The sequence below is a fragment of the Enterobacter sp. JJBC genome (assembly GCF_036936505.1).
Classification (GTDB): domain Bacteria; phylum Pseudomonadota; class Gammaproteobacteria; order Enterobacterales; family Enterobacteriaceae; genus Enterobacter; species Enterobacter hormaechei_C.
This window is the reverse complement of the sequence record NZ_CP136935.1, coordinates 4,484,142-4,502,125: the sequence shown is the minus strand read 5'-3', so window position 1 is coordinate 4,502,125 and position 17,984 is coordinate 4,484,142. Positions and strand designations below refer to the sequence as shown.

Below are 17,984 nucleotides of genomic sequence, written 5' to 3'. Positions count from 1 at the left end.
AAAGGGAGAGGGAACATATCCCCCTCCCTTTGGGAGAGGGACGGGGTGAGGGGAAACCAACCTGAGCTAACCTATGTCATCATCCCGTCCGGTGTTCCGTTCCCGCTGGCTGCCGTACCTGTTGGTCGCGCCGCAGCTGGTCATCACCGTCATCTTCTTTATCTGGCCTGCGGGCGAAGCGCTGTGGTACTCGGTACAAAGCGTCGATCCGTTCGGGCTTTCCAGCCAGTTTGTCGGGCTGGACAACTTTACCGCGCTGTTCCACGACAGCTACTACCTGGATTCCTTCTGGACGACGATCAAATTCAGCGCGCTGGTCACCGTCAGCGGTCTTGTCGCGTCGCTGTTTTTCGCCGCGCTGGTGGATTACGTAGTACGGGGCAGCCGTCTGTATCAGACCCTGATGCTGCTGCCCTACGCCGTTGCTCCCGCCGTGGCCGCCGTGCTGTGGATCTTCCTGTTTAACCCGGGCCGCGGGCTGATTACCCACTTCCTGGGTGAGTTTGGCTATGACTGGAACCACGCCCAGAATAGCGGTCAGGCGATGTTCCTGGTGGTGTTCGCCTCGGTGTGGAAGCAGATCAGCTATAACTTCCTGTTTTTCTTTGCCGCGCTACAGTCTATCCCGCGTTCGCTGGTGGAGGCCGCCGCCATCGACGGCGCAGGGCCGGTGCGCCGCTTCTTCCGGCTGTCGCTGCCGCTGATCGCCCCGGTGAGTTTCTTTCTGCTGGTGGTGAACCTGGTGTACGCCTTCTTCGACACCTTCCCGGTGATCGACGCCGCCACCGCGGGCGGCCCGGTGCAGGCAACCACCACGCTGATTTACAAGATCTACCGCGAGGGCTTTGCCGGGCTTGATCTCTCAGCCTCTGCTGCACAGTCGGTCGTGCTGATGTTCCTCGTCATCATCCTCACGGTGGTGCAGTTCCGCTATGTCGAAAGTAAGGTGCGCTACCAATGATTGAGAACCGTCGCGGGCTGACGATTTTCAGCCATACCCTGCTAATCCTGGGCATCCTCGTCATCCTGTTCCCACTGTACGTGGCCTTTGTCGCCGCCACGCTGGACACCAAAGCGGTGTTCGACACGCCAATGACGCTGATCCCAGGCACGCATCTTTTCGAGAACATGAAGACTATCTGGACGCACGGCGTGGGCGCTAACAGCGCGCCGTTCTGGCTGATGATGCTCAACAGTTTCATCATGGCGTTCGGCATCACCGTCGGCAAAATCACCGTGTCGATGCTTTCGGCCTTCGCCATCGTCTGGTTCCGCTTTCCGTTGCGTAACCTGTTTTTCTGGATGATTTTCATCACACTGATGCTGCCGGTGGAGGTGCGTATCTTCCCGACGGTGGAGGTGATCGCCAACCTGAAGATGCTCGACAGCTACGCGGGCTTAACCCTGCCGCTGATGGCCTCGGCGACCGCCACCTTCCTGTTCCGCCAGTTCTTTATGACCCTGCCGGATGAGCTGATTGAAGCCGCGCGCATCGACGGGGCCTCGCCGATGCGCTTCTTCCGCGACATCGTGCTGCCGCTGTCGAAAACCAATCTCGCGGCGCTGTTTGTGATCACCTTTATCTACGGCTGGAACCAGTATCTGTGGCCGCTGCTGATCGTTCAGGACGTCAACCTCGGCACCGCCGTGGCAGGCATCAAAGGCATGATCGCCACCGGCGAAGGCACCACCCTCTGGAACCAGGTGATGGCGGCGATGCTACTCACCCTTATCCCACCCGTAGTCATTGTTTTAGCCATGCAGCGCGCGTTTGTCCGCGGCCTGGTCGATAGCGAGAAATAAGATGGCAGGTTTAAAATTACAGGCAGTAACCAAAAGCTGGGACGGCAAAACCCAGGTCATTCAGCCGCTGACGCTCGACGTGGCGGACGGGGAATTTATCGTGATGGTCGGCCCGTCCGGCTGCGGAAAATCCACCCTGCTGCGTATGGTGGCCGGGCTGGAGCGTGTGACGTCCGGGGATATCTGGATTGACCGCCAGCGCGTTACCGAGATGGAACCCAAAGATCGCGGCATCGCGATGGTATTCCAGAACTACGCCCTCTATCCGCACATGAGCGTGGAAGAGAACATGGCCTGGGGGCTGAAAATTCGCGGTATGGGCAAAGGCCATATCGAGGAGCGCGTGAAAGAGGCCGCGCGCATTCTGGAGCTGGACGGCCTGCTCAAGCGTCGCCCGCGCGAGCTCTCCGGCGGCCAGCGCCAGCGCGTGGCGATGGGGCGCGCCATCGTGCGCGATCCGGCGGTATTTCTGTTCGACGAACCGCTGTCAAACCTCGACGCCAAACTGCGCGTGCAGATGCGTCTTGAGCTACAGCAGCTGCATCGGCGGCTGGGAACCACGTCCCTCTATGTGACCCACGATCAGGTTGAAGCCATGACCCTCGCCCAGCGCGTGATGGTGATGAACAAAGGCATCGCCGAGCAGATTGGCACCCCAGTGGAAGTCTACGAGAAACCGGCCAGCCGTTTTGTGGCGAGCTTTATCGGCAGCCCGGCGATGAACCTGCTGGACGGGCGGATCAATGCGGCGGGAACCCACTTCGAGCTGGAAAGCGGGATGGCGTTGCCGATCAACTGGTACTATCGTGGCTACGCCGGGCGTAAGATGACGCTTGGTATCCGCCCCGAGCATATTGGTTTGACGTCTCAGGCGGACGGCGGCGTGCCGCTGGTGATGGACACGCTGGAGATGCTGGGCGCAGACAACCTGGCGCACGGACGCTGGGGCGAGCAAAAGCTGGTAGTGCGTCTGCCGCATCAGGAGCGCCCGAAAGCAGGCAGCACGCTGTGGCTGCATATGCCGGAAAATCACCTGCACTTATTTGACGGTGAAACAGGACAACGAGTATGAGCAACTGGCCTTACCCCCACATCGTCGCCCACCGTGGCGGCGGTAAACTGGCGCCGGAAAACACCCTGGCGGCAATTGACGTTGGCGCGCGCTACGGCCACACGATGATCGAGTTCGACGCGAAGCTGTCGAAGGACGGCGAAATTTTCCTGCTGCACGACGACAATCTCGAACGCACCAGCAATGGCTGGGGCGTGGCAGGTGAACTGCCGTGGCGTGACCTGCTGAAGGTGGACGCCGGAAGCTGGTACAGCGGCGAATTTAAAGGCGAGCCGCTGCCGCTGCTGGCGGAAGTGGCGGACCGCTGTCGTCAACACGGCATGATGGCCAACATCGAAATCAAACCGACCACCGGCACCGGGCCGCTGACGGGTAAAGTGATTGCCCTTGCCGCGCGTGAGCTGTGGGAAGGGATGACCGCGCCGCTGCTGTCGTCGTTTGATATCGACGCGCTGGAAGCCGCACAGGCCGCCGTTCCGGAGTTGCCGCGCGGGCTGCTGCTGGATGCGTGGCGAGAAGACTGGCGCGCGCTGACGACCCGCTTAGGCTGCGTGTCGATCCACCTCAACCATAAGCTGCTGGATGAAGCGCGCGTGACGCTATTGAAAGAGGCCGGTCTGCATATCCTGGTGTATACCGTCAACAAACCCCAGCGTGCAGCCGAGCTGCTGCGCTGGGGCGTGGACAGCATCTGTACCGATGCGATTGACCAGATCGGGCCGAACTTTATTTATTAAGCATACTGCCGTTCTGCTGGGTCGGCAGCATGTGCTGCTGACCGCTGCTTTGCGATACTCCGCCTCCTAACATCCCACCGTTTGCATTGGGCAGCGGCTGTTCAAGCATCTGGCCCTGCTGTACGCGCTGGGTGTTGGTATTCATCTGGTTTTGCAGGTGCTGCTGCTGCACCTGGGTCTGCGTCTTTAACTGCTGATTGAGCATCCCTTTCTGCTGCTGTTGCTGGCTCATCATCTCCGTCTGCATACGCTGCTGGCTCGGAATGACGTAGCCCGGCTGGTTCGGGTTGTTCAGGGTGTTGATTGGCTGTGCGAGCGCGGCGAACGGAAGCAGCGCGGTCAGGATCAGTAATCGTTTCATGGTTATCTCCTCCTTTGAGGCTTCTCTTAAGTTTATCCTCATTCCTGCATAACGATGATTTTTTAAGAGTTGTGAACCAGGCTTAAGCGGGGAATATGGGCCCCTTCACCTGGAGAACAATAATGATGAAACCAACCTTTTTGCGCTGGGTCGCCATCGCTGCGCTGATGGCAGGCGGCACATTTACCGTGGCGGCCAACCCGCCCGCCGCTCCACCGGTCTCTTACGGCGTGGAGGAGGATGTTTTTCACCCCGTGCGGGCGACGCACGGCATGGTGGCCTCGGTTGACGCGCTGGCAACGCAGGTGGGCGTCGATATTCTTAAACAGGGCGGTAACGCGGTGGATGCGGCGGTCGCGGTGGGATATGCGCTGGCGGTGACGCATCCACAGGCGGGGAACCTGGGCGGCGGCGGGTTTATGATGCTGCGCACGAAAGACGGTAAAACCACGGCCATCGACTTCCGTGAGATGGCGCCGAACCAGGCCTCCCGCGATATGTTCCTCGACGATCAGGGTAATCCGGACAGTAAAAAATCCCTGACCTCGCACCTTGCCTCCGGCACGCCGGGCACCGTTGCGGGCTTCTCGCTGGCGCTGGAAAAATACGGCACGCTGCCGCTGAATAAAGTGGTGCAGCCTGCCATCAGGCTGGCGCGCGACGGCTTCGTCGTCAACGACGCGCTGGCGGACGACCTCAAAACCTACGGCAGCGAAGTTATTCCCAATCATGAGAACAGCAAGGCTATCTTCTGGAAAGACGGCGAGCCGCTGAAGAAGGGCGATAAGCTGGTGCAGAAGAACCTCGCAAAAAGTCTCGAACTGATTGCCGAAAACGGTCCGGATGCCTTCTATAAGGGGCCGATTGCCGATCAGATTGCGGATGAGATGCAGAAGAACGGCGGGCTGATCACCAAAGCGGATCTGGCGGAATATAAGGCGGTGGAGCGCGAGCCGATTAGCGGCACCTATCGCGGCTACGAGGTCTTCTCCATGCCGCCGCCGTCTTCCGGGGGCATTCACATCGTGCAGATCCTCAATATTCTGGAAAACTTCGATATGCACAAGTTCGGCTTCGGCAGCGCGGATGCCATGCAGGTGATGGCCGAGGCGGAAAAGCGCGCCTACGCTGACCGCTCGGAATACCTCGGCGACCCGGACTTCGTGAAGGTGCCGTGGCAGGCGCTGACCAACAAGGCGTACGCCAAATCCATTGCCGACGAGATCGACATCAACAAGGCTAAGCCGTCGAGCGAGATCCGCCCTGGCAAGCTGGCACCGTATGAAAGTAACCAGACCACCCACTTCTCGGTGGTAGATAAAGACGGTAACGCGGTGGCGGTGACGTACACGCTTAACACCACTTTCGGCACCGGGATTGTGGCGGGCAACAGCGGTATTTTGCTGAACAACGAGATGGATGATTTTTCTGCCAAGCCGGGCGTGCCGAATGTCTACGGCCTGGTCGGCGGCGATGCGAATGCGGTAGGGCCGAAGAAGCGCCCGCTATCATCCATGTCGCCCACCATTGTGGTGAAAGACGGCAAAACCTGGCTGGTGACCGGCAGCCCTGGCGGGAGCCGGATTATCACCACCGTACTGCAAATGGTGGTGAACAGCATCGACTTTGGGATGAACGTCGCCGAAGCGACCAATGCGCCGCGTTTCCATCACCAGTGGCTGCCGGACGAGTTGCGCGTGGAGAAGGGCTTTAGCCCGGACACCCTCAAGCTGCTTGAGCAGCGCGGGCAGAAGGTGGCGGTGAAGGAGGCGATGGGCAGCACCCAGAGCATTATGGTCGGACCGGATGGCGCGCTGTTTGGCGCGTCGGACCCGCGTTCGGTGGATGATTTAACGGCGGGGTATTGATTTTGTTGCCCGGTGGCGCTGCGCTTACCGGGCCTACAACGGCACGGACGTAGGCCGGGTAAGGCGAAGCCGCCACCCGGCAACTCATTACTTCATCCTCGCCATATAATACGCATCCACATACTCGCCGTTGCGCAGGGCATAGCGCCTGCCGGTGCCTTCAATCTCAAACCCGTGCTTTTTGTACACCGCGATTGCCGGTTCGTTATCCACAAACACCGTTAACTCGATGCGGTCGACGCGCAGCCAGTTGTCGCACATATCGATCATGGTGCGAATCAGCGCGCTGGCCACGCCGCGGTTATGCCACTCTGCGCCAACGCATATACCGAAATCGGCAACGTGGCTGCGGCGTGGTCGCTGGGCGACATCAATGGTGAGGTGGCCGACCACGATATCATCAATGCAGGCAACCAGCTGTTTAATGCCCGGCTGTTCGCCTAGCCGCATTTGCCACATTTCCATTGAAGGATGAGGAACCTGTAGCGTGTTGTGGTACACCTCCGGCTGGGCGTGGATCTGACGAATGGCGTCGTAATCTTTCGGTTCAGCGTGGCGTATCACTATCTCACTCATTCCTTGTTCCTCAGTCAGTTAAAAGTCCCCTCCAACATCAGTGACTTTAAAAGTTGAGTCAATCGCTATTTTTTGCAAAAAGTGTTGGACAAGTGCGAATGAGAATGATTATTATTGCTCTGCGTTCAGGAAGACCTCCTACGGGAACCTGAAAGCACGACATTGCTCACATTGCTTCCAGTATTACTTTAGCCAGCTTTTAGCTGGCTTTTTTTTTGTTATGGTTAGACTCAGCAACCTTCGAAAAAGGACTGAGCCATGACACTACACTGCGCATTTATTGGATTTGGCAAAAGCACCACGCGTTACCACCTTCCGTATGTTCTCAACCGTAAAGAGACCTGGCACGTCGCTCATATCTACCGCCGCAGCGCGAAGCCGGAAGAACAGTCTCCGCAGTATTCCCATATTCATTTCACCAGCGATCTTGATGAAGTGTTAAATGATCCGCAGGTGAAGCTGGTGGTGGTCTGTACCCACGCCGACAGCCACTTTGACTACGCGAAACGCGCGCTGGAAGCAGGTAAAAACGTGCTGGTGGAAAAACCGTTCACTCCGACCATCGCCGAAGCGAAGGAACTCTTTGCGCTGGCGAAAAGCAAAGGCCTGACCGTCACGCCGTACCAGAACCGACGCTTTGACAGCTGCTTCCTGACGGCGAAAAAGGCGATTGAGAGCGGCAAACTCGGCGAGATCGTGGAAATCGAAAGCCACTTCGATTACTACCGCCCGGTGGCGGAAACCCAGCCCGGACTGCCGCAGGACGGGTCGTTCTACGGTCTGGGCGTGCACACCATGGACCAGATTATTTCCCTGTTTGGCCGCCCGGACCACGTGGCGTATGACATCCGCAGCCTGCGCAATAAGGCCAACCCGGACGATACCTTTGAAGCACAGCTGTTCTACGGCGATCTCAAAGCCATCGTGAAAACCAGCCATCTGGTGAAAATCGACTACCCGAAATTTATCGTTCACGGCAAGAAAGGCTCCTTTATCAAGTACGGCATTGACCAGCAGGAGACCAGCCTGAAGGCCAATATCATGCCGGGTGAACCGGGCTTTGCGGCAGATGATTCCGTGGGCGTGCTGGAGTACGTGAACGACGAGGGCGTGACGGTCAGGGAAGAGCTGAAGCCGGAAACGGGCGACTATGGACGCGTCTATGATGCGCTGTTTGAGACCCTCACAAACGGCACGGCGAATTACGTCAAGGAATCTGACGTTCTGACCAACCTGGAAATCCTCGAACGGGCCTTCGAACAGGCTTCTCCTGCCACGGTAACCCTCGCGAAATAAGCAAAAACGGCTCCTCTGCGCTTGTTCACAATTTTTGAACAGAGGAGTCAATTTTCACCCTCTATGATCCCAGGGCGTTTGCGTCCACACTTACTCCATCGAAACGAACTGAGGGTGAAAACAATGATCTACTTACGCAAAGCAAACGAACGTGGTCACGCGAATCATGGCTGGCTGGACTCATGGCATTCATTCTCGTTTGCCGACTACTACGACCCGAACTTCATGGGCTTCTCCGCACTGCGCGTGATTAACGATGACGTGATTGATGCAGGCCAGGGCTTCGGTACCCACCCGCACAAAGACATGGAAATCCTGACCTATGTGCTGGAAGGGGCGGTTGAGCACCAGGACAGCATGGGCAACAAAGAGCAGGTTCCGGCGGGCGAGTTCCAGATTATGAGCGCGGGGACCGGGGTGCGTCACTCTGAGTACAACCCGAGCAAAACGGAAAAACTGCACCTGTATCAAATCTGGATCATTCCAGAAGAGACCGGCATCACGCCACGCTACGAGCAGCGCCGCTTCGACGCGAAACAGGGCAAACAGCTGGTGCTCTCGCCGGATGCGCGTGAAGGTTCCCTGAAAGTGCATCAGGATATGGAGCTGTACCGCTGGGCGCTGGCGAAAGATGAACAGTCTGTGCACCAGATCGCCGCCAACCGCCGCGTGTGGATCCAGGTGGTGAAAGGGGAGGTGTCCATCAATGGCACCAAAGCGACAACCGCCGATGGTCTGGCCGTCTGGGATGAGCAGGCGCTCTCCGTGCATGCCGACAGCGAAAGTGAAATTCTGCTGTTTGACCTGCCGCCGGTCTAAATAATTTCTCAACCTTCCCTTTAAACGGGGAAGGTTGAGCTTTGTCCGTGATAAACTGAGCAAATCTCTCACTTCAAGATTTCTCAGGACGATGAAAAAGAAACGCCCCGTACTTCAGGATGTCGCCGATCGCGTCGGTGTGACCAAAATGACGGTCAGCCGTTTTTTACGTAACCCGGAACAGGTTTCCGTGGCGTTGCGTGGCAAGATTGCCGCCGCCCTTGATGAACTGGGTTATATCCCCAACCGCGCGCCCGATATTCTCTCCAATGCGACCAGCCGTGCGGTGGGCGTCCTGCTTCCTTCCTTAACCAACCAGGTATTCGCCGAAGTGCTGCGTGGCATCGAAAGCGTCACCGATGCGTTTGGCTATCAGACCATGCTCGCCCACTACGGGTACAAGCCGGAACTGGAAGAGGAACGTCTTGAATCGATGCTTTCCTGGAACATCGACGGCCTGATTTTAACGGAACGTACTCACACCCCGCGCACGCTGAAAATGATTGAAGTGGCAGGCATTCCGGTGGTGGAGCTGATGGACAGCCAGTCGCCGTGCCTCGACATCGCCGTGGGGTTCGATAACTTTGAAGCGGCGCGTCAGATGACGGCGGCGATCATCGCCCGCGGTCATCGCCATGTGGCCTATCTGGGTGCGCGTCTGGATGAACGTACTATCATCAAACAGAAGGGATACGAGCAGGCGATGCTCGACGCCGGTTTAACCCCGTACAGCGTGATGGTGGAGCAATCTTCTTCTTACACGTCGGGTATTGAGCTGATGCGTCAGGCGCGACGCGAGTATCCGCAACTGGACGGTATTTTCTGTACCAACGATGACCTTGCGGTCGGCGCGGCGTTTGAGTGCCAGCGTCTGGGTTTAAAAATCCCGGATGATATGGCGATTGCCGGTTTCCACGGCCACGACATTGGCCAGGTGATGGAGCCGCGTCTGGCGAGCGTCCTGACCCCGCGTGAACGCATGGGCCGCATTGGTGCAGAACGCCTGCTGGCGCGCATTCGTGGTGAGGCAGTTACCCCTAAAATGTTAGATTTAGGTTTCACCTTGTCACCGGGTGGATCTATTTAATCCGACAAATTTGAAGTAGCTCACACTTATTCACTTCGCGCACGTTTGGATATTGCTTCTCTTATGCCCCGGCAGGACAATGTTACCGATAACTGTTACCCGTAACAATTGACTGAGGGACACCCTTTGAGCACGACTAATCACGATCACCACGTTTACGTCCTGATGGGCGTGTCCGGTAGCGGTAAATCTGCCGTGGCGAGCGAAGTGGCGCATCAACTCCAGGCTGCGTTTCTTGATGGTGACTTCCTCCATCCGCGTAGCAACATCATGAAAATGGCTTCCGGCGAGCCGCTGAACGACGACGACCGCAAACCGTGGTTGCAGGCGCTGAATGACGCCGCGTTCGCGATGCAGCGCACCAATAAAGTCTCCCTGATCGTCTGTTCCGCGCTGAAAAAAACCTATCGCGACCTGCTGCGCGACGGCAACCCGAACCTCTCTTTCATCTACCTAAAAGGCGATTTCGGGGTGATTGAAAGCCGCCTGAAGGCGCGTAAAGGCCACTTCTTCAAAACCCAGATGCTGGTAACGCAGTTCGAAGCGTTGCAGGAGCCGGGTGCTGACGAGCAGGATGTCTTAGTGGTTGATATCGATCAGCCGCTGGAAGGTGTTGTTGCCAGCACCATCGAGGTTATTAATAAAAGGCAGTAAGTTTTGAGTACATTAACGCTAGTTTTGACAGCAGTGGGTTCCGTATTGCTGCTGCTGTTTTTAGTGATGAAGGCACGTATGCACGCCTTCGTTGCTTTGATGGTGGTTTCTATTGGTGCTGGTCTCTTTTCCGGCATGCCGCTCGACAAAATCGCGGCGACGATGGAAAAAGGGATGGGCGGCACGCTCGGCTTCCTGGCCATTGTGGTGGCACTGGGCGCGATGTTTGGCAAGATTTTGCACGAGACGGGCGCGGTCGATCAGATTGCCGTCAAGATGCTGAAATCCTTCGGGCACAGCCGTGCGCACTACGCGATTGGTCTGGCCGGTCTGATTTGCGCGCTGCCGCTGTTCTTTGAAGTGGCCGTTGTGCTGCTGATAAGCGTCGCATTCTCCATGGCGCGCCATACCGGTACTAACCTCGTGAAGCTGGTCATTCCGCTGTTTGCGGGCGTGGCGGCGGCGGCGGCGTTCCTGCTGCCGGGGCCTGCGCCGATGCTGCTGGCCTCCCAGATGCATGCTGACTTTGGCTGGATGATCCTGATTGGCCTGTGTGCGGCGATCCCGGGGATGATTATCGCCGGTCCGCTGTGGGGAAACTTTATCAGCCGTTACGTTGAGCTGCACATTCCGGACGACATCACCGAGCCGCACCTGGGCGAGGGTAAAATGCCGTCCTTCGGCTTCAGTCTGTCGCTGATCCTGCTGCCGCTGGTGCTGGTGGGCCTGAAAACCATCGCTGCACGCTTTGTGCCGGTGGGGTCAACCGCTTACGAATGGTTCGAATTTATTGGTCATCCGTTCACTGCGATTCTGGTGGCGTGTCTGGTCGCGATTTACGGCCTGGCAATGCGTCAGGGCATGCCGAAAGACCGCGTGATGGAGATCTGTGGTGCCGCGCTGCAACCGGCGGGGATTATCCTGCTGGTGATCGGGGCGGGCGGCGTGTTCAAGCAGGTGCTGGTGGATTCCGGCGTTGGCCCGGCGCTGGGCGAAGCGCTGACCGGAATGGGCCTGCCGATTGCGGTCACCTGCTTTGTGCTGGCCGCGGCGGTGCGTATCATTCAGGGCTCCGCGACCGTGGCGTGCTTAACCGCCGTGGGTCTGGTAATGCCGGTGATTGAACAGCTGAACTACTCCGGCGCGCAGATGGCGGCGCTCTCTATCTGTATCGCGGGTGGTTCGATTGTGGTGTCTCACGTGAACGATGCAGGCTTCTGGCTGTTCGGTAAATTTACCGGCGCAACCGAAGCGCAAACCCTGAAAACCTGGACGCTGATGGAAACCATCCTCGGCACGACGGGTGCGGTTGTCGGGATGATTGCGTTTACGCTGCTGAGCTAATCCCGGTTTTCTCCCTCTCCCACGGGGAGAGGGAGCAAACACTAATAACGGCAATCAAGGATTGCCGTTTTGCTTTTACCTATCCTTTCATCCACGCTCGGATCCCGTCCAGGAACATCTGCGTTGCCATCATCACCAGAATCAGCCCCATCAGGCGCTCCAGCGCGTTCACCCCTTTCTCACCCAGCAGGCGCAGGAACAGCGACGACTGCAACAGGATAATAAACGTCCCGCCCCAGGCGATCAGCAGGGCAATCACCAGATGGCTCATCTGATTCGGATACTGATGCGACAGCAGCATCAGCGTGGCCAGAATCGTTGGCCCGGCGACCAGCGGAATCGCCAGCGGCACGATAAACGGCTCTTCACCCGCAGGCAGGCCGCTGCTGCTGCCCTCCGCGCTCGGGAAAATCATCTTAATGGCAATCAGGAACAAAATGATCCCGCCGGAAATGGAGACCGTTTCGGCGCGTAAGTTCAGGAAAGCGAGAATTTTTTCACCGGCGAACAGGAAGATAAACATCACCAGCAGGGCGATGAGCAGCTCGCGGATCATGATCGCCCGACGGCGCTTCGGCTCGGTGTGCTTCAGCACCGACATGAAGATCGGCAGATTACCGAGCGGATCCATAATCAGGATCAATAAAACCGCTGCGGAAATGATTTCACTCATCTTAAATTATCCCTGATACTTATTGTGGTCATTGCGATGATTAGCACTTTTTCTGATTGCCGGGCAATCATCGATTAATTTCGCTTGCGACTTTGGCAGCATTTTGTAATGTGAAGCATATCCCAGTTCAATACTGGCTTGCACAATCAGCACACACCCCTTGCAGGAAAAAAATGCTATGAAAAACGTTGGTTTTATCGGCTGGCGCGGTATGGTCGGCTCTGTACTCATGCAACGCATGGTTGAAGAGCGCGATTTCGACGCCATCCGCCCGGTCTTCTTCTCCACTTCCCAGCTCGGCCAGGCTGCACCGTCCTTTGGGGGTACCACAGGCACGTTGCAGGATGCTTACGACCTGGAGGCGCTGAAGGCTCTCGACATTATTGTGACCTGCCAGGGCGGCGATTATACCAACGAAATCTATCCGAAGCTGCGTGAAAGCGGCTGGCAGGGCTACTGGATTGACGCGGCCTCTTCGCTTCGCATGAAAGACGATGCCATCATTATTCTTGACCCGGTTAACCAGGGCGTCATCACCGACGGCCTGAACAACGGCGTGAAAACCTTTGTTGGCGGTAACTGCACCGTCAGCCTGATGCTGATGTCCCTCGGCGGTCTGTTCGCACAGGATCTGGTGGAGTGGGTCTCCGTGGCGACCTACCAGGCGGCGTCCGGCGGTGGCGCGCGTCATATGCGCGAGCTGCTGACCCAGATGGGCCAGCTGCACCAGAGCGTCGCTGCCGAGCTGGCAGACCCGGCGTCCGCGATCCTCGATATCGAGCGTAAAGTCACTCAGCTCACCCGCAGCGGCGAGCTGCCGGTGGATAACTTCGGCGTACCGCTGGCCGGCGGCCTGATCCCGTGGATAGACAAACAGCTGGATAACGGCCAGACCCGCGAAGAGTGGAAGGGCCAGGCTGAGACCAACAAAATCCTCGGCACCGCGAACACCATTCCGGTTGACGGTCTGTGCGTGCGTATCGGCGCGCTGCGCTGCCACAGCCAGGCCTTCACCATTAAACTGAAAAAAGATGTGTCTATTCCGACCGTGGAAGAGCTGCTGGCCGCGCATAACCCGTGGGCGAAAGTGGTGCCAAACGATCGCGATATCACCATGCGCGAACTGACCCCGGCAGCCGTCACCGGCACGCTGACCACCCCGGTTGGCCGCCTGCGCAAGCTGAACATGGGGCCGGAGTACCTCTCCGCGTTCACCGTTGGCGACCAGCTTCTGTGGGGTGCCGCCGAGCCGCTGCGCCGCATGCTGCGCCAGCTGGCGTAATAATTTGTTAAACACGGGGGGTGATTGTCACCCCCTTTTTTTGCGTACTACATGGAGTAAAACGCAGATGTCTTATTTTTTATCAGGAGGACCCACGACGTTGGCTATGCTTTAAGGAAGATTTATTTCTCACCTGAGGGTAGGGCGGAGCAGAGAGGATTAACTGCACCGTTTAGGTCACATTAAAAGTCGTCCCGGAGCGCGTAAAAAGGGCGACATAAAAAAACAGGATGAATACCATGTCCGATCGTATTTCGAGAGACGTGATTAATGCGCTTATTGCGGGTCACTTTGCCGACCCCTTTTCTGTGCTAGGGATGCACCGTACAGAGGCCGGACTGGAAGTTCGTGCGCTGTTACCGGATGCAACAGAAGTGTGGGTTATCGAACCCAAAACCGGCCGCAAGGTGGGTAATCTGGAATGCCTCGACTCGCGTGGCTTCTTCTCGGGCGTCATGCCCCGCCGTAAAAATCCTTTTCGTTATCAGCTTGCCGTTATCTGGCACGGTCAGCAAAACCTGATTGACGATCCCTATAGCTTCGGCCCGCTTTTAAAAGAGATGGACGCCTGGCTGCTGTCCGAAGGGACCCATTTACGCCCTTACGAAACGCTGGGTGCCCATGCGGATACCATGGACGGTATCACCGGCACGCGTTTTGCCGTATGGGCGCCAAACGCCCAGCGCGTCTCCGTTGTCGGGCAGTTCAACTACTGGGACGGTCGTCGTCACCCCATGCGCCTGCGCCGGGAAACCGGCATTTGGGAGCTGTTTATCCCCGGCGCGCACAACGGTCAGCTCTACAAATTCGAGATGATCGATGCCAACGGCAAGCTGCGCATTAAATCTGACCCGTACGCCTTTGAGGCCGAACTGCGCCCGAATACCGCCTCGCTGATTTGCGGCCTGCCGGAGAAGGTTGTCCAGACGGAAGAGCGCAAGCAGGCTAACCGCTTTGATGCGCCGATCTCCGTCTATGAAGTGCATCTCGGCTCGTGGCGTCGCCACACCGATAACAACTTCTGGCTGAGCTATCGCGAGCTGGCGGACCAGCTGGTGCCGTACGCCAAATGGATGGGCTTTACGCACCTGGAGCTGCTGCCGATCAACGAGCACCCGTTCGACGGCAGCTGGGGCTATCAGCCAACCGGGCTGTATGCGCCTACGCGCCGCTTTGGTACGCGCGATGACTTCCGCTATTTCATCGATGCCGCGCACGCCGCCGGGCTGAACGTCATCCTCGACTGGGTGCCGGGCCACTTCCCGTCGGATGATTTTGCGCTGGCAGAGTTCGACGGCACAAAGCTTTACGAGCACAGCGACCCGCGCGAAGGCTATCACCAGGACTGGAACACGCTGATCTACAACTACGGTCGCCGTGAAGTATCGAACTACCTGGTCGGGAACGCGCTGTACTGGATCGAGCGTTTCGGCATTGATGCCCTGCGCGTCGATGCGGTGGCGTCGATGATTTACCGCGACTACAGCCGCAAAGAGGGTGAGTGGATCCCGAACGAGTATGGCGGGCGTGAAAACCTCGAAGCGATTGAGTTTCTGCGCAACACCAACCGCATCATCGGGGAGCAGGTGGAAGGTGCCGTGACCATGGCGGAAGAGTCCACCGACTTCCCGGGCGTTTCCCGTCCACCGTCAATGGGCGGACTGGGCTTCTGGTACAAGTGGAACCTCGGCTGGATGCACGACACGCTCGACTACATGAAGCTCGACCCGGTTTATCGTCAGTATCACCACGATAAGCTCACTTTCGGGCTGCTCTACAACTACACCGAAAACTTCATGCTGCCGCTGTCGCACGATGAAGTGGTGCACGGCAAGAAATCCATTCTCGACCGCATGCCGGGGGACGCGTGGCAGAAGTTTGCCAACCTGCGCGCCTACTACGGCTGGATGTTCGCCTTCCCGGGCAAAAAGCTGCTGTTTATGGGCAACGAATTTGCGCAGGGGCGCGAATGGAACCACGATACCAGCCTTGACTGGCATCTGCTGGAAGGCGCGGACAACTGGCACCACGGCGTACAGCGTCTGGTCCGTGACCTGAACCTGACCTATCGCCACCACAAAGCGCTGCACGAGCTGGACTTTGATCCGTACGGCTTTGAGTGGCTGGTGGTGGACGACCACGAGCGCTCGGTGTTTGTCTTTGCGCGCCGCGACAAGGCGGGTAACGAGATCATCGTCGCCAGCAACTTCACGCCAGTGCCGCGTGAACACTACCGCTTCGGCATTAACCAGCCGGGCAAATGGCGCGAAATTCTCAATACCGACTCCATGCACTACCACGGCAGCAATGCGGGTAACGGCGGGCTGGTGCAGAGCGATGCCATTGAAAGCCATGGCCGTCCGAACTCCCTGAGCCTGACGCTGCCGCCGCTTGGCACAATCTGGCTGGTGCGGGAGGGAGAATGACGCAGCTTACGGCAGGTAAACCCGAACCGCTCGGGGCGAGTTTTGACGGAAAGGGGGTGAACTTCACGCTCTTTTCCGCCCATGCGGAGCGGGTGGAACTCTGTGTGTTTGACGGGGAAGGTAACGAGCACCGTTACGATTTACCGGCGCGCACGGGGGATACCTGGCATGGCTACCTGGCCGGAGGACGGCCGGGGATGCACTACGGTTTTCGCGTACACGGCCCCTGGGAGCCCTCTCAGGGGCACTGGTTTAACCCGGCGAAGCTGCTGATTGACCCTTGTGCGCACCGGGTGGACGGTGAGTTTAAAGATGACCCGCTGTTCCACGTTGGCTACGGCGAACCTGACCACCGCGACAGCGCGCCCGTCGCGCCCAAAAGCGTGGTGGTGCACGATCTCTACGACTGGGAAGACGATGCCCCGCCGCGTACGCCTTGGGGCAACACCGTTATTTATGAAGCCCACGTTAAAGGGCTGACGTATCTGCACCCGTCAATTCCCAAAGAGATGCGCGGCACCTACAAAGCGCTTGGGCATCCGACGATGGTCGCGTACCTGAAGCACTTAGGGATCACCGCGCTGGAGCTGTTGCCCGTGGCGCATTTCGCCAGCGAGCCGCGGCTACAGCGTCTCGGGTTAAGCAACTACTGGGGCTACAACCCGCTGGCGTTGTTCGCCCTCGATCCGCGTTATGCGGTGAATCCTGAGAAGGCGCGGGATGAGTTTCGCGATGCGGTGAAGGCGCTTCACGCGGCGGGTATCGAGGTCATTCTGGACGTGGTGTTGAACCACAGTGCGGAAAGCGATCTTGACGGCCCGACGCTCTCACAGCGCGGAATCGATAACCGTAGCTATTATTGGATCAGGGACGACGGCGATTACGAGAACTGGACCGGGTGCGGTAACACCCTCAACCTCAGTCATCCGGCCGTTACGCATTACGCGTACGAGTGCCTGAAATACTGGGTTGAGACGTTCCACGTGGACGGTTTTCGCTTCGACCTGGCGCCAGTGATGGGGCGCACCCCGGCGTTCAGCCAGCAGGCGCCGCTGTTTGAGGCCATCAAAAACTGCCCGGTGCTTTCAAAGGTGAAGCTGATTGCGGAGCCCTGGGACATCGGCGAGGGCGGTTATCAGGTGGGGAACTTCCCGCCGCTGTTTGCCGAGTGGAACGACCACTTCCGCGATGCCGTCCGCCGCTTCTGGCTGACGCGCGATCTGTCGCTGGGGGAGTTTGCCGGTCGCTTTGCCGGCTCCAGCGATCTCTTTAAGCGTGACGGCAAACGTCCGTCGGCCACCATTAACGTGGTGACGGCGCACGACGGTTTTACGCTCAGGGACTGCGTTTGTTTCAATCAGAAACACAATGAGGCAAACGGCGAGGAGAATCGCGATGGGACTAACAATAACCATAGCTTTAACCATGGTATAGAAGGGTTAGGCGGAAGTCTGGATGTGATCGAGCGGCGACGCGCCAGCGTTCATGCGCTGCTGACGACGCTTTTGTTGTCGCAGGGCACGCCGATGCTGCTGGCGGGCGATGAGCACGGCCACAGCCAGCACGGCAACAACAACGCCTATTGCCAGGACAACACCCTGACCTGGCTCGACTGGGGAGAAGCGAACAGCGGGCTGACCCATTTCACCGCGGCGCTGATCCATCTTCGCCAGCGCATCCCCGCGCTCACCGCCGACCGCTGGTGGGAAGAGGGCGACGGCAACGTTCGCTGGCTGAATAAAGACGCGCAACCGTTAAGCGCGCAAGAGTGGCAACACGGCATACCCTGTCTGCAAATCCTGCTTTCGGATGCGTGGCTGGTGACGCTGAACGCGACGGATGACGTCGCAGAGATTGTTTTACCTGACGGGGAGTGGCGAGCCATTCCTCCCTTTGCCGGAGCGGATAATCCGGTTGTTATGGCTGTCTGGCACGGGCCTGCGCACGGAGTGTGCGTATTCCAAAGATGATAAAAAAGGAGTTAGT

Annotated in this window: 16 protein-coding genes; 13 read left to right on the top strand and 3 right to left on the bottom strand. The window is 58.0% G+C overall.

What is annotated here, in order from left to right; genetic code table 11:
- The first annotated feature begins 73 nt into the window (after window positions 1–73).
- Genes ugpA through ugpQ form a run of 4 tightly spaced genes read left to right on the top strand, consistent with a single transcriptional unit; the run spans window position 74 to window position 3,612 of the window.
- The gene (gene ugpA / locus RY075_RS21685; RefSeq protein ID WP_003861551.1) at window positions 74–961 is read left to right on the top strand and encodes a sn-glycerol-3-phosphate ABC transporter permease UgpA; all 888 of its coding nucleotides are present in this window, start codon (window positions 74–76) and stop codon (window positions 959–961) included.
- On the top strand, window positions 958–1,803 hold the full coding sequence (gene ugpE, locus RY075_RS21680) for a sn-glycerol-3-phosphate ABC transporter permease UgpE (protein ID WP_045894729.1): 846 nt from the start codon (window positions 958–960) through the stop codon (window positions 1,801–1,803). The genes ugpA and ugpE overlap by 4 nt, the downstream gene beginning before the upstream one ends.
- Before the next feature lies 1 nt (window position 1,804).
- Window positions 1,805–2,875 (top strand): sn-glycerol-3-phosphate import ATP-binding protein UgpC, encoded by a 1,071-nt coding sequence (locus tag RY075_RS21675; RefSeq protein WP_003861554.1) that lies wholly within the window; start codon window positions 1,805–1,807, stop codon window positions 2,873–2,875.
- Complete coding sequence (gene ugpQ / locus RY075_RS21670; protein WP_047718143.1) at window positions 2,872–3,612, top strand: glycerophosphodiester phosphodiesterase; 741 nt, start codon at window positions 2,872–2,874, stop codon at window positions 3,610–3,612. Before RY075_RS21675 ends, ugpQ begins: the two co-directional genes overlap by 4 nt.
- Here ugpQ and RY075_RS21665 read toward each other — a convergent pair.
- Window positions 3,602–3,973, bottom strand: a complete 372-nt coding sequence (locus RY075_RS21665) for a DUF2756 family protein (protein WP_022651960.1) — start codon at window positions 3,971–3,973, stop codon at window positions 3,602–3,604. The genes ugpQ and RY075_RS21665 overlap by 11 nt on opposite strands.
- A 122-nt stretch (window positions 3,974–4,095) precedes the next feature.
- Here RY075_RS21665 and ggt point away from each other — a divergent pair, with 122 nt between their 5' ends.
- On the top strand, window positions 4,096–5,841 hold the full coding sequence (gene ggt, locus RY075_RS21660; RefSeq protein ID WP_072201895.1) for a gamma-glutamyltransferase: 1,746 nt from the start codon (window positions 4,096–4,098) through the stop codon (window positions 5,839–5,841).
- An 87-nt stretch (window positions 5,842–5,928) separates the two neighbouring features.
- Here ggt and yhhY read toward each other — a convergent pair whose 3' ends face one another.
- Window positions 5,929–6,417, bottom strand: coding sequence for an N-acetyltransferase (gene yhhY, locus RY075_RS21655; protein WP_003861561.1), 489 nt, complete (start codon window positions 6,415–6,417; stop codon window positions 5,929–5,931).
- Between the two features lie 258 nt (window positions 6,418–6,675).
- On the opposite strand from yhhY, the gene RY075_RS21650 reads away from it, so the two are divergent.
- The 5 genes from RY075_RS21650 to gntU all read left to right on the top strand — a co-directional run bounded on the left by RY075_RS21650 (window position 6,676) and on the right by gntU (window position 11,617).
- Window positions 6,676–7,713, top strand: a complete 1,038-nt coding sequence (locus tag RY075_RS21650) for an oxidoreductase (RefSeq protein ID WP_003861563.1) — start codon at window positions 6,676–6,678, stop codon at window positions 7,711–7,713.
- A gap of 123 nt (window positions 7,714–7,836) precedes the next feature.
- On the top strand, window positions 7,837–8,532 hold the full coding sequence (locus RY075_RS21645) for a pirin family protein (RefSeq protein WP_003861565.1): 696 nt from the start codon (window positions 7,837–7,839) through the stop codon (window positions 8,530–8,532).
- A gap of 91 nt (window positions 8,533–8,623) precedes the next feature.
- Complete coding sequence (gene gntR / locus RY075_RS21640; protein ID WP_003861567.1) at window positions 8,624–9,619, top strand: gluconate operon transcriptional repressor GntR; 996 nt, start codon at window positions 8,624–8,626, stop codon at window positions 9,617–9,619.
- A 126-nt stretch (window positions 9,620–9,745) separates the two neighbouring features.
- On the top strand, window positions 9,746–10,273 hold the full coding sequence (gene gntK / locus RY075_RS21635) for a gluconokinase (protein ID WP_003861569.1): 528 nt from the start codon (window positions 9,746–9,748) through the stop codon (window positions 10,271–10,273).
- A 3-nt stretch (window positions 10,274–10,276) separates the two neighbouring features.
- Window positions 10,277–11,617 carry a gluconate transporter gene (gene gntU, locus RY075_RS21630; RefSeq protein WP_003861572.1) on the top strand — a complete coding sequence of 447 codons (1,341 nt, stop codon included), beginning with the start codon at window positions 10,277–10,279 and terminating at the stop codon, window positions 11,615–11,617.
- 79 nt (window positions 11,618–11,696) lie between these two features.
- Here the strand turns inward: gntU and yhgN are convergent, their stop codons facing one another.
- Window positions 11,697–12,290 carry an NAAT family transporter YhgN gene (gene yhgN / locus RY075_RS21625; RefSeq protein WP_003861574.1) on the bottom strand — a complete coding sequence of 198 codons (594 nt, stop codon included), beginning with the start codon at window positions 12,288–12,290 and terminating at the stop codon, window positions 11,697–11,699.
- Between the two features lie 178 nt (window positions 12,291–12,468).
- Between yhgN and asd the strand changes: the two genes are divergently transcribed.
- The 3 genes from asd to glgX all read left to right on the top strand — a co-directional run bounded on the left by asd (window position 12,469) and on the right by glgX (window position 17,968).
- Complete coding sequence (asd, locus tag RY075_RS21620; protein ID WP_003861575.1) at window positions 12,469–13,572, top strand: aspartate-semialdehyde dehydrogenase; 1,104 nt, start codon at window positions 12,469–12,471, stop codon at window positions 13,570–13,572.
- Window positions 13,573–13,811: 239 nt separating this feature from the next.
- Window positions 13,812–15,998 carry a 1,4-alpha-glucan branching enzyme gene (glgB, locus tag RY075_RS21615; protein ID WP_023314968.1) on the top strand — a complete coding sequence of 729 codons (2,187 nt, stop codon included), beginning with the start codon at window positions 13,812–13,814 and terminating at the stop codon, window positions 15,996–15,998.
- Entirely contained in the window at window positions 15,995–17,968 is a 1,974-nt protein-coding gene (glgX, locus tag RY075_RS21610; protein WP_063978980.1) for a glycogen debranching protein GlgX, read from the top strand. Before glgB ends, glgX begins: the two co-directional genes overlap by 4 nt.
- Window positions 17,969–17,984: the final 16 nt, after the last annotated feature.

Coding starts and splice junctions, on each gene's coding strand:
- RY075_RS21665 (WP_022651960.1), bottom strand. CDS start 3,973: ATGAAACGATTACTGATCCTGACCGCGCTGCTTCCGTTCGCCGCGCTC.
- yhgN (WP_003861574.1), bottom strand. CDS start 12,290: ATGAGTGAAATCATTTCCGCAGCGGTTTTATTGATCCTGATTATGGAT.
- ugpQ (WP_047718143.1), top strand. CDS start 2,872: ATGAGCAACTGGCCTTACCCCCACATCGTCGCCCACCGTGGCGGCGGT.
- ugpE (WP_045894729.1), top strand. CDS start 958: ATGATTGAGAACCGTCGCGGGCTGACGATTTTCAGCCATACCCTGCTA.
- yhhY (WP_003861561.1), bottom strand. CDS start 6,417: ATGAGTGAGATAGTGATACGCCACGCTGAACCGAAAGATTACGACGCC.
- ugpA (WP_003861551.1), top strand. CDS start 74: ATGTCATCATCCCGTCCGGTGTTCCGTTCCCGCTGGCTGCCGTACCTG.
- gntR (WP_003861567.1), top strand. CDS start 8,624: ATGAAAAAGAAACGCCCCGTACTTCAGGATGTCGCCGATCGCGTCGGT.
- RY075_RS21650 (WP_003861563.1), top strand. CDS start 6,676: ATGACACTACACTGCGCATTTATTGGATTTGGCAAAAGCACCACGCGT.
- asd (WP_003861575.1), top strand. CDS start 12,469: ATGAAAAACGTTGGTTTTATCGGCTGGCGCGGTATGGTCGGCTCTGTA.
- RY075_RS21675 (WP_003861554.1), top strand. CDS start 1,805: ATGGCAGGTTTAAAATTACAGGCAGTAACCAAAAGCTGGGACGGCAAA.
- RY075_RS21645 (WP_003861565.1), top strand. CDS start 7,837: ATGATCTACTTACGCAAAGCAAACGAACGTGGTCACGCGAATCATGGC.
- ggt (WP_072201895.1), top strand. CDS start 4,096: ATGATGAAACCAACCTTTTTGCGCTGGGTCGCCATCGCTGCGCTGATG.
- glgB (WP_023314968.1), top strand. CDS start 13,812: ATGTCCGATCGTATTTCGAGAGACGTGATTAATGCGCTTATTGCGGGT.
- glgX (WP_063978980.1), top strand. CDS start 15,995: ATGACGCAGCTTACGGCAGGTAAACCCGAACCGCTCGGGGCGAGTTTT.